This is a genomic window from Deltaproteobacteria bacterium, from assembly GCA_009930495.1.
Taxonomy (GTDB): domain Bacteria; phylum Desulfobacterota; class Desulfovibrionia; order Desulfovibrionales; family Desulfomicrobiaceae; genus Desulfomicrobium.
In genome coordinates this window covers 1-11,794 of sequence record RZYB01000079.1, presented here as the reverse complement: position 1 = coordinate 11,794, position 11,794 = coordinate 1, and the positions used below count along the sequence as shown (strand labels likewise).

General features: G+C 57.2%; 9 protein-coding genes and 1 tRNA gene. 9 read left to right on the top strand and 1 reads right to left on the bottom strand.

The window, feature by feature from the left end:
* Positions 1–537: carboxynorspermidine decarboxylase (locus EOL86_08160; protein NCD25549.1), on the top strand; the 537-nt coding region annotated here is incomplete at its 5' end.
* A gap of 129 nt (positions 538–666) precedes the next feature.
* Here EOL86_08160 and EOL86_08155 read toward each other — a convergent pair.
* Positions 667–759 (bottom strand) — tRNA-Sec (locus EOL86_08155).
* A 211-nt stretch (positions 760–970) separates the two neighbouring features.
* On the opposite strand from EOL86_08155, the gene EOL86_08150 reads away from it, so the two are divergent.
* From EOL86_08150 to EOL86_08115, 8 genes are all read left to right on the top strand, one after another.
* Positions 971–2,887 (top strand): ATP-dependent metallopeptidase FtsH/Yme1/Tma family protein, encoded by a 1,917-nt coding sequence (locus tag EOL86_08150; GenBank protein ID NCD25548.1) that lies wholly within the window; start codon positions 971–973, stop codon positions 2,885–2,887.
* Positions 2,888–2,890: 3 nt separating this feature from the next.
* Positions 2,891–3,769, top strand: coding sequence for a dihydropteroate synthase (gene folP, locus EOL86_08145; protein ID NCD25547.1), 879 nt, complete (start codon positions 2,891–2,893; stop codon positions 3,767–3,769).
* The gene (locus EOL86_08140) at positions 3,763–4,518 is read left to right on the top strand and encodes a TIGR00159 family protein (protein NCD25546.1); all 756 of its coding nucleotides are present in this window, start codon (positions 3,763–3,765) and stop codon (positions 4,516–4,518) included. The genes folP and EOL86_08140 overlap by 7 nt, the downstream gene beginning before the upstream one ends.
* Positions 4,515–5,435 carry a hypothetical protein gene (locus EOL86_08135; GenBank protein ID NCD25545.1) on the top strand — a complete coding sequence of 307 codons (921 nt, stop codon included), beginning with the start codon at positions 4,515–4,517 and terminating at the stop codon, positions 5,433–5,435. Before EOL86_08140 ends, EOL86_08135 begins: the two co-directional genes overlap by 4 nt.
* A gap of 12 nt (positions 5,436–5,447) precedes the next feature.
* On the top strand, positions 5,448–6,797 hold the full coding sequence (locus EOL86_08130; protein NCD25544.1) for a phosphoglucosamine mutase: 1,350 nt from the start codon (positions 5,448–5,450) through the stop codon (positions 6,795–6,797).
* A 56-nt stretch (positions 6,798–6,853) separates the two neighbouring features.
* Complete coding sequence (gene galU / locus EOL86_08125) at positions 6,854–7,726, top strand: UTP--glucose-1-phosphate uridylyltransferase GalU (protein NCD25543.1); 873 nt, start codon at positions 6,854–6,856, stop codon at positions 7,724–7,726.
* A gap of 68 nt (positions 7,727–7,794) precedes the next feature.
* Entirely contained in the window at positions 7,795–10,110 is a 2,316-nt protein-coding gene (priA, locus tag EOL86_08120; protein NCD25542.1) for a primosomal protein N', read from the top strand.
* Positions 10,111–10,141: 31 nt separating this feature from the next.
* Entirely contained in the window at positions 10,142–11,524 is a 1,383-nt protein-coding gene (locus EOL86_08115) for an asparagine--tRNA ligase (GenBank protein ID NCD25541.1), read from the top strand.
* Positions 11,525–11,794: the final 270 nt, after the last annotated feature.

Genomic DNA, 11,794 nt, shown 5'->3' with positions numbered 1-11,794 from the left:
TACGTCAACTTCGGCGGCGGGCATCATATCACCCGGCCCGACTACGACGTGGATCTGCTGTGTCGGCTCATTTCCGACTTCAAGGCACGCCACGGCGTGCAGGTCTACCTGGAACCGGGCGAGGCCGTGGCCCTCAACACCGGCTATCTGGTCGCGACGGTTCTCGACGTGACGAGCGCCGACATGCCCATCGTTATTTTGGACGCGTCCGTGCCCGCGCACATGCCCGACGTCCTGGAAATGCCGTACCGGCCGCACATCGTCGGCTCCGGCCTGCCCGGCGAAAAAGCCTGGACCTGCCGCCTGGGCGGTCTGTCCTGCCTGGCCGGGGACGTGGCCGGCGAATATTCCTTCGACCGGCCGCTTGTCCCCGGCGACAGGTTGGTGTTCACGGACATGGCCCACTATTCCATGGTCAAGACCAACACGTTTAATGGCATCCAGCTGCCGAGCATCGCCGTCTATGATCCGACGGACGATGTCATGCGGGTGGTCAAGACATTTGGATACGCGGATTTCAAGGGCAGATTGTCCTGAATCTCGTTTTTCGAGGGGGCACGATGAACGCCGGAACGAGGTGGTCCCTGGGCCCCAGGATTGGCCGGTTAGCGGATCAGGGAGACCGTGAAAAAGAAAAGGCCTGAGTGATCAGGCCCTGGGAGGTCGTGGCGGAAGCGTATAGGAGTCGAACCTACCGAAGACCTCTCGACCTTCCACCGGTTTTGAAGACCGGGCGCCACACCGGTGACGAAACGCTTCCATTTGCGAAGCGGTACGTCTATCAGCGAGGCGGACAATGATCAAGTTTTCCATTGCTCTTAAAAAATAAGGTTTTCCACCAAAATTTGCTTGTCATTCGGAAAACCAGCCTTAACAATCATGGCTCGTTCCGCTATGATTCCGTTTGTTTCAAACCCGAAAGATAGCCGCCCGGGCTTCCCTGTTCCCAGGCTGATGGAGGTTTTTTCTTTTGAATAGTTTTTCCAAGAATCTTGTTTTGTGGGCGGCCATTTGCATGGTCATGATTGTCCTATTCAACGTGTTCAATCAGCAGCCCACCACCGCCAACGACCTGAACTACACGGAATTTTTGAGCAAGGTCCGCCAGAACGAAGTGGTCAGCGTGAAGATTCAAGGGTCCAGGATTTCCGGCGTGCTGGTCAATGATCAGCGATTTTCGTCCTACGCGCCGGACGATCCAACCCTGGTCGATACGCTGGTTAAAAACAACGTCCAGGTCAAGGCAGAACCCCAGGAAGAGGCGCCTTGGTACATGACCGTGCTCATTTCCTGGTTCCCCATGTTGTTGCTTATTGGCGTCTGGATTTTTTTCATGCGGCAGATGCAGGGCGGGGGAGGGAAAGCCATGTCCTTTGGCCGGTCCCGGGCAAAAATGATTTCCCAAGAGGAGACCAAGGTCACCTTCGCCGATGTTGCCGGCGTCGACGAAGCCAAGGAGGAACTCCAGGAGATAGTCGATTTTCTCAGTAACCCCAAGAAATTCACGCGTCTTGGCGGCCGTATCCCCAAAGGCGTGCTGCTGGTGGGCTCTCCGGGCACGGGCAAGACCTTGCTGGCCCGGGCCGTGGCCGGTGAAGCGGGCGTTCCTTTTTTTTCCATTTCCGGCTCCGACTTCGTGGAGATGTTCGTGGGCGTGGGCGCGGCCCGGGTCCGCGATTTGTTCATTCAAGGCAAGAAGAACGCGCCGTGCCTGATTTTTATCGACGAGATCGACGCCGTTGGGCGCCAGCGCGGAGCTGGCTTGGGCGGTGGCCACGACGAACGCGAGCAGACCCTGAACGCCATGCTCGTGGAGATGGACGGTTTTGAATCCAACGAGGGCGTTATCCTCATCGCGGCCACTAACCGGCCCGATGTGCTTGATCCAGCCCTGCTGCGGCCTGGACGATTTGATCGGCAGGTTGTGGTCCCCAATCCGGATTTGAAGGGACGCAAGCGCATTCTTGAAGTGCATACCCGCAAGACGCCGCTGTCGGGCGAGGTGGATTTGGAGATCCTGGCCCGTGGCACGCCTGGATTTTCGGGCGCGGATTTGGAGAATTTGGTCAACGAGGCGGCCCTGCACGCAGCCAAGCTGAACCAGGAAAAAGTGACCATGCAGGACTTCGAGGAGGCCAAGGACAAGGTCATGATGGGCAAGGAGCGCCGGTCCATGATTCTGAGCGACGAGGAAAAGAAGACCACCGCCTACCACGAGGCCGGGCACACCTTGGTCGCCAAGTTTCTTCCAGGCACCGACCCCATCCACAAGGTGTCCATCATTCCCCGCGGTCGCGCCTTGGGCGTGACCATGCAATTGCCCGTGGATGACCGGCACACCTATTCCAAGACCTATCTGGAGAATAATCTGGCAGTGCTCTTTGGTGGCCGGGCCGCCGAGGAAATTGTCTTCAACTCCATCACCACCGGCGCTGGCAACGATATCGAACGGGCCACGGCCATGGCCAAGCGCATGGTCTGTGAATGGGGCATGAGCGACGAATTCGGGCCCATGGCCCTGGGCAAAAAGGACGACGAGGTCTTTTTGGGTCGGGACATGGCGCATATCAAGGATTACAGCGATGAAACCGCCAAGCTCATCGACTTGGAGGTAAAGCGGATTCTGAGTGATGCCTATGGTCGGGCCAAGACAATTTTGCAGGACAATATTCATCTTCTGCATTCCGTGTCCCTGGCCCTTATCGATCGCGAGACCCTGACCGGAGATGAGGTGGGCAGGCTCATCAATGGCGAGGACTTGGGGCCAAGCCAGGGCAACGGCGCCCGGAAGCAGTCCGCGCCGGCCGTGGATGCCCCGGCCGACGACAACCCCGGCGAAGGCTTCGTCCTCGACGAGGAAAACGGCGGCGACCGGGAAGGAAGGTAGGTTATGTTCCAGGAGCGAGGTGAATTGGTCTCCTGGGGATTGTGCAGGGGGAGGACCTTGGGTCCGGCCCCCTTTTTTGTTGTGGGCATCGTGAATGTCACGCCCGATTCCTTTTATGATGGCGGTCTCTCGGCTCGGGCCGAGGACGCAGTGGCCGCAGGGTTGCGTTTGCTGGAGCAGGGCGCGGACATGATCGACGTGGGCGGAGAAAGTACCAGGCCGTTTGCCGCTCCGGTTTCGGTCGAGGAGGAAATAGCCCGCGTGTTGCCCGTGGTACGGGGAACTCTGGCTGTCAGACCGGATGCGGTCGTGTCGGTGGATACGACCAAGGCCCTGGCGGCCAAGGCCTGCCTTGAAGCGGGAGCCCTTGTCGTCAACGATGTTTCGGCGTTGGATGCCGACCCGGATTTGCTCGGCGTGGTGCTGGATTTTCAGCCTGGCTATGTGCTTATGCACAACCAGGGTTCACCCCGCACCATGCAGGTCGAGCCCAAATATGGCAACGTGGTTGACGAAATTCAGCGATTTTTCGAGATCCGGATGACTCGTTTGGTCCAGGCCGGGCTGGGCGAGGAGCGTATCGTGCTTGATCCTGGTATCGGTTTTGGCAAGACCTTGGAACATAATCTGGAAATTTTGCGCAATATCACCGTTTTTCAGAAATTTGGGCGGCCAGTGTACATGGGCCTTTCCAACAAATCCTTGTGGAGAGGGCTGCTCGGCCGGGAAGGTCGGGAGCGCAATGCGGCCACGCTGGCTGCGACCGTGACGCTGTATGCCCAGGGGATACGTATCCACCGAGTGCACGAGGTGCGTGAGACGCGCGATGCCTTGGTCGTGGCGAGGACCTTGATGACAGGACAGGGAGAGCCGGGGTGCTGAATTTTACGTTGGGCCATTTGCAGATCACGTGGCGGGACATTGTGGATGTGCTCCTCGTGGGGTATATTTTTTTCCGCATCATCCTGCTCATCAAGGGCACTCGCGCCGTTTCCGTCATCTACGGGTTGCTTTTGATCATTATCGCGTATTTCGCGGCCGGACAGCTTGGACTCTACACGCTCAATTGGTTGCTCGGAAATTTTCTGGGGTCGATTTTTCTGGTGGTCATCATTTTGTTCCGGCGGGATATCCGGAAAGCCCTGGCGGTCATGGGCGCGACCACGATTTTCAAGAAGGAGTCGGTCCAGTCCGGCGTGCTGGATGAATTGGTTTTGTCCTTGGTGCAGATGGCCAAGAACAAAACTGGTGCGCTGATCATCATCGAACGCAACATTCCCCTCGCGGACGTGGTTTCCGGGGGGATCGAGCTGCGGGCGGCCTTCAGCAAGGATCTACTTTTGACCATCTTTCATCCGGACACTCCGTTACATGACGGCGCGGTGATCATCCGCGACAACCGAATCGACGCCGCAGCCTGTATTTTGCCGCTGGCGGTGGGGCTCAAACACGAGGCGTCTCTGGGAACCCGGCACCGCGCGGCCTTGGGCGTCACGGAAGAAACCGATGCCGTGGCCTTGGTTGTTTCCGAGGAACGGGGAAGTATTTCCTTGGCCGTGGGAGGTCGCATGACCAGCAGCCTGAACGAAGTTCGTCTCAAAAAAGTTCTTACCGCCGCGCTGAGAAAATGATGTGGAATAATTGGCAATACAGGGTGTTGGCCCTGCTTTTGGCTTTGGTGTGCTGGTACATGGTTTCTGGTCAGGAAAAGGTCGAGACCTGGCTTGAAGTCCCTTTGGAATTCGTCAATCTGCCGCAACAGGTTGAAATTACGTCTGGCTTGGTCAACAAAATTCAGGTGCGCATCCGTGGCACGAGCAATCAGGTCCGGTCCTTGAACGCCGCTCGCTTGGCGTATAAACTTGATCTGGGCAAGATTCAGCCGGGGACCAATGTGATCCCCCTGGTCCCTGAAAGCATGACCGTGACTTCGGCGGTGGAGGTGGTGGAAATCAGTCCGACCCGCCTTGAGTTGATCGCCGAGGTGACGGTATCGAAAAAAGTTCCGGTCAGTCTGGACTGGAGCGGCATGCCCGGAGAGGACATGCGGGTCCGGAATGCCACCGTGATTCCGGATCAGATCACGATAACGGGTTTTGCCAGCGCCCTGGAAGCAGTGGACAAGATCCCCACCGTGCGCATACAGGTTCCTGCCGATGGCGCCCGGGTCGCGGCTGGCCGCGCGAAATTGCTGCTGCCCAGGGATGTGCGCACCAACGTTTCCTCGGTGGGCTATGAGCTCCATTTCGGGCTGATCACCCAGGAACTTTGGGTCAAAATGAATGTCGAACCTGTTGAATATCCGGGATTCAGCTATACTTTCGAACCCAAGTTCGTGAGAGCACGGTTGGAGATGCCCGTGCGCCTTTTCAAGGACAAGGACTGGCGGGACAGTTTGCGCATGATTTTGGACCCCGGGGCCAACCCCCTGCCTGGCCAGGACATGGTCCGGCCGAGGCCGAAATTCCCCGAGGATGTGCGCGTGCTTGAGCTCAGGCCCGAGGAAATTCAGATTTTCGTGCAGCGAAGTGAAATTGTCATACCGTAGATCGGAGGATGGATGGGACGACTTTTTGGTACGGATGGCCTGCGAGGGCGGGTCAATGTCTACCCAATGCAACCGGAAGTGGCTTTGCGGCTGGGATTGGCGGCTGGACAATATTTCAGAAATGGCGCCAAGCGCCACCGGGTGGTCATTGGCAAGGACACCCGGCTTTCGGGTTATGTTTTTGAATCTGCCCTGACGTCCGGGTTTTGCGCGGCGGGCATGGACGTGTTTTTGGTCGGTCCCCTGCCGACCCCGGCCATCAGCTTTTTGACGCGAAACATGCGTGCCGATCTCGGAGTGGTCATTTCGGCGTCGCACAATCCGTTCATGGACAACGGTATCAAGTTTTTCGATAAAAATGGGTTCAAGCTGGCCGACCATGTCGAGGATGAAATCGCGGCCATGATCAGCACGCCGGGTTTTGATTGGGATCATCCCGCCCATGAACAGGTCGGCCGTGCCCGCAAGATTCAGGACAGTCCGGGGCGCTATATCGTCGAACTCAAGCATAGCTTTCCTTCAGGCATGACCCTTGATGGTTTGAAAATCGTCCTTGATTGCGCCAATGGCGCGGCTTATCGCGTGGCACCGCTTATTTTCGAGGAACTTGGGGCCACGGTGATAACCGTGGGGGATGAACCGGACGGTCTCAATATCAACAAGAATTGTGGCTCGTTGTATCCGGAAGTTGTGGCTGCCAAGGTCAGGGAAGTGGGCGCTGACATCGGCTTGGCCCTGGATGGGGACGCCGATCGCTTGATTGTCGTGGACGAGCATGGCGAAGTCTTGGATGGTGACCAACTCATGGCCGTGTGCGCGGCCGAGATGTTGGACAAGGGGGTGTTGGCCCATAAAACCCTGGTGGCCACCGTCATGAGCAACATGGCGCTTGAAACGTTCATGACCGAACGCGGCGGACGTTTGCTCCGGACCAAGGTCGGGGACAGATATGTCGTCGAGGAAATGCGCCGGGGCGGGTATCTTTTTGGGGGCGAGCAGTCCGGGCATTTGGTGTTCATGGAACATTCCACGACGGGTGACGGGATCTTGGCGGCGTTGCAGCTCCTGAGTATCATGGTTGGACGACAGCGGCCCATTTCCGAAATCGCCGGACTTCTGACGCCGTATCCACAAAAATTGGTCAATGTGCGGGTTAAACAGAAAAAACCATTCGACGAGGTCGCATCCATCCGGCAGGCGGTGAACGACGCCGAAGCTCGACTTGGTCGGACAGGTCGCGTCTTATTGCGGTATTCCGGGACCGAAGCCTTGGCCCGGATCATGGTCGAGGCTCAAGATCAGACCCTTGTGGATTGTCTTTGCGATGAGTTGGTTCAGGCCGTGGAAACCGGGCTGGCATAAATTTTCGGAGACCGGGAAAGTCCTTCTCCGAGGTGGCTAACAATAAGGAGCGATGCATGCAGGTACGTAAAGTTGTCATCCCGGTGGCGGGATGGGGAACCCGGTCACTTCCGGCGACCAAAAATGTGCCCAAGGAAATACTCCCGGTGTTCCGCAAGCCTTCCATCCAATATATCGTGGAGGAAGCCATTGCTTCTGGATTGTCCGACGTGGTGTTTGTCAACAATCAGAACAAGCGCATCATCGAGGACCATTTCGATTACAATTTGGCCCTGGAACAGCTTCTTGAACGCAAGGGGCAAAAGACTCTTTTGGCCGAGGTACGCAAGGTGGCCGAGATGGCCAACATCATCGTCGTGCGTCAGAAGCAGCAGCTGGGTCTGGGTCACGCGGTGCATTGCGCCAAAGAGGTCATCAAGGACGAGCCGTTCGCGGTCATGGTCGGCGATGATCTGATGTTCAATCGCGATCCTGGCATCAACCAGTTGATCGAGGTGTACAAAAACGAGCGCATGCCCGTGGTTGGCGTGATGGAAGTGCCGCGCGACAAGGTCAGCCGATATGGCATCATCGACGCCGAGGAATTCGCGCCGGGCTTGTACCGAATCCGTGGAGTCAAGGAAAAGCCCACTCAAGACAGCGCGCCGTCGCGGCTGGCCCTGGTCGGCCGCTACGTGCTCACTCCTGAAATTTTTAAGCATCTTGAAGGAGTGGCCCCTGATCACACAGGAGAAATTCAACTCACCGACGCCCTGCAGACCTTGGCCCGGGAAAATCGTCTTCTGGCCGTGAAGTTGCGGGGACAGCGTTTCGATGTCGGGGATTGGGTCGATTACCTTACCGCGAATATCTATTTTGCCTTGCAGGACGAGGATTTGCGTTATGACCTTATCGATCGGTTACGGGAATTGATTCCACCTTCCCGCTAAGCGGTGTCTCGTCCATTTCAATTTCAGGGGGAGCGGGCTGGCCCGTTCCCCTTTTTTCCGTGGAGCGCATGAAATCTTTTTGTTCGGTTCTGCTTTTTTCCGCCCCATTTTCCACCCTGACGTACGCCGTGCCCCGTGACCTGCCGCCCGAAATGTGGGTGGTGGGGGCGCGGGTTCTCGTGCCCTTGGGGCGTGGTACGCGCCTGGGTATCCTGACTGGATTTGTCGAGACCGCGCCTCCTGGTGTGAACGCGCGCGACGTGCTCTGGCCCGTTGATCGGGTACCCATGTTTCGTGATACCTATCTGGATTTTATCCGGGATTTGTCCATTCGACAGATGGACGCGCCGGGCCTCATTTTAGCCCGTGTCTTGCCCGCTGGAGTCCGTGAAACACCTGAGTTTCGCGACAATAACGGAGGGCGTGTTCCCATCCAGGACCTGATTCGCGCCGCCGAGCCCCGTCGGCGGGCTTTGACAGAGGCGTGGCTGACGGGGGCGTTGACGTTGGCCGAGCCTCGCCGGATTCGGGAACGACTGTATTCCCTGGTGTCGGAGCCGCCATGGCCCATTCGTCCCCAGGCCACGGCGCAGATCGAAATTTTGCGCTATCTGGACTTGCATGGCGTGTCGTCGGCCAAGGTATTGCATGCTCATTTCGGGAAGAATTTGTCCCAACCCCTCGGCGCGTTGCTCAAGAAAGGGCTTGTGATCGAGGTCGAGTCTCGTCTGGCCGAAACGGAACCATCCGTTCCACGACCAGTTCCGGTTCAGTTGAACCCGGCGCAGACCGAGGCCGTGGATGGCTTCGAGCGGTTGCTGCAGTCCGACAGAGCCGAGTCGGCATTGCTTTTTGGGGTTACCGGCAGTGGCAAGACGGCAGTCTATTTGGAGTTGACCAAACGCTGCCTGCTGGCCGGGCGGCACGTCATGCTTCTTGCCCCGGAAGTGGCCATCGCGCTTAAATTGCATACGGATGTGCGCGCAGTGCTGCCGGATGTCCCGGTGGTCTTGAGCCACGGTTACCTTGGACCGGGACAGCGCCAGCGCGCGTTCATGGATTTGGTCGGGTGCGCGCGGCCGCATGTCATCGTCGGGACCAGATCGTGCCTTTTTCTTCCCGTGGAACCTGGTTTGGTTATCCTGGACGAGGAACATGACGCTTCCTTCAAGCAGGACGAAGGGTTGGTGTATCAGGCTCGGGAGTTGGCTTTCGGGCGTATCGCGCGGAGCCGGGGGCTACTCTTGATGGGCTCGGCCACGCCGGATATCAAGGTGTTTCACGCCGCCAAGTCCCAGGATATCGCCTTGGCTCGTCTGGATCAGCGGGCTGGTCCGGCAGAGTTGCCGGAGGTTCGACTGATTGACTTGCGGTCGGATCCGCCGGCTCATGGTCCTTTTGCGGCGAGCGCGCATGCGGAGATCAACGAGACCTTGGCCCGAGGAGATCAGGTCATCATTTTGCATAATCGGCGCGGCTATGCGCCCATTTTGTATTGCGAATCCTGCTCGGAGCCACTTAAATGTCCGCACTGCCAGGTCTCCATGACCTTTCACAAACGTCGCGAATTGGCCTTGTGTCACTATTGTGGGTACAGTCTGCCTTTTCCTGTCCCTTGTCCGACTTGTCAGGCCAGTGCCTTTCTCCCGCTTGGCGCGGGCACCGAGCGTTTGGAAGAATTTTTGAATCAGGATTTGCCCAAGGGCGTTCAAGCCCTGCGCCTGGATCGGGATGTGTCGCGGCGGGCCTCGGCCATGCAAGATGTTTTGGAGCGATTTGCCCGGCGTGAAGCCCAGGTTTTGGTCGGAACGCAGATGCTGAGCAAGGGATTGCATTTCCCGGGCGTGACCTTGGTGGTGGTCGTGGACGGGGACTTGGGCTTGAATCTTCCGGATTACAGGGCTACGGAACGCTGCTTTCAAATGCTGGTTCAGGTTGCCGGGCGGGCCGGGCGCGGTGAAAAGCCGGGCCGCGTGCTTATCCAAACCCGCAATCCCCGCCACTATTGTTGGCAATTCATTCGGCATAATGATTATGAGGGTTTTTTCCAGAAGGAGATCGTTCTGCGAAAGGCCATGGGATATCCGCCATTTGTCAAGTTGGCCTTGGTTCGTTTTTCCATGCCCGTGGATCGTGCCGAAGCTGACTTTCTGGCTGTGTTTGGGCGGACCTTGCGTGCTTTAGCCCAGAGCGTTGGAGTCCGGGTTTTGGGGCCGGCCCCGGCCCCGCTGGCGGTGCTGCGCGGACGCAAGCGATTTCAATGTTTGCTCAAGGCTGAAAATTGGCCAGTTATTCGGGGAATTTGTGTGGAATTGAAAAAATTGGTGCTCAAAGAGAAATACGTGCGACTGTCCGTGGATTTGGATCCCGTGGACATGTTGTAGTGTGGTCCAAGCAATCAAATCGAGGTGAAGGATGAGAAAACCCAGAGTGGCGGATGTTTTGAAGTCGGAAACGGAGATTGCTTCCGTGGTGATCATGGGCTGGGTGCGCACCAAAAGAGAGAGCAAGGATTTTGTTTTTTTGGAAATCAACGATGGGTCGTGTCTGAAAAGTTTACAGGCCATCGTGACCAAGGAGACATCCGGTTTTGAATTTATGGACCGCGTTGCCACGGGTGCGTCGGTCCGCCTGGAAGGCGCCCTCGTGGCATCGCCGGGACAGGGGCAAAAATGGGAACTCAAGACTGACCGCCTGGAGATTTTGGGCGAAGCCGATTCGAGTTATCCGCTGCAGAAAAAGCGGCATTCGGATGAGTACCTGCGCACCATCGCCCATCTGCGCCCCCGAACCAACAAATTCGGCGCCCTGAACCGCATTCGGGCCGAACTGTCCTACGGCGTGCATCAGTTTTTCCGCGAGCAGGGTTTTTTCAATGTCCACGCGCCCATCATTACCGGTTCGGACTGCGAAGGGGCGGGAGAGATGTTCCAGGTCACCACCCTTGATCTGTCCAGTGTCCCGAAGAAGAACGGCAAGGCCGACTTCGACCAGGATTTTTTCGGCAAGGAAGCCTCGCTTACGGTGTCCGGGCAGTTGGCAGCCGAAAATCTGGCCTGCGCCCTGGGGCGGGTCTACACTTTTGGGCCGACTTTCAGGGCCGAGAATTCCAATACACCCAAGCATGCCGCCGAGTTTTGGATGATCGAGCCGGAGATGGCCTTTGCCGACCTCTCCGACAACATGGATTTGGGCGAGAACTGCATCAAATGGCTTATCACCCATCTTATGGATAATTGCCGTGACGATCTGGAGCTTTTCGGCAATTTCGTGGACAAGGGCCTGTTCGCCACACTGGACAACATCCTGGCCAAGCCATTCATCCGCCTGCCCTACGCGGAGGCGGTAACCATCCTCAAGCGCGCGACCAAGACTTTCGAGTTTCCTGTGGATTTCGGCACTGACCTGCAGACCGAGCACGAACGCTACCTGACCGAGGATCATTTCAAGCAGCCGGTCATCGTTTTCGACTATCCCAAGGAGATCAAGGCTTTTTATATGCGCCTCAATGACGACGGCAAGACCGTGGGCGCCATGGATGTGCTTGTGCCGCGGATCGGGGAGCTCATCGGCGGCAGCGCCAGGGAAGAGCGCCTGGACGTGCTTGAGCGTCGCATCGAAGAACTCGGCCTGCCCAAGGAGGAATACTGGTGGTATCTGGACCTGCGTCGATTCGGATCCGTGCCGCACGCCGGGTTCGGCATGGGCTTTGAGAGGCTGCTGATGCTTGTGACCGGCATCGCCAATATCCGCGACGTCATTCCGTTCCCAAGAACGCCCAGACATCTTGAGTTTTGATTTATCTAGGCGCCTAAAATCAAATGATAAAAAAATAATTTTATATTTTTGTTGACAACGACGTGCCTCCTACATAGAAGCCTCTTTCTGCGCTGCTGAGTGGCGCTGCACGGGGACATAGTTCCTCGTCTTTGCGAAGATCGCTTCGTAAAGAAAATTGAAAAAAGATTGAAAAAAGTTCTTGACGGTGAAGAGGGATGCCTATAAAGACGATTTCCTCTTGGCCGCGGGGCTAAGGATCTTTGACAAATAAATAGCGAGTTGGAGCAA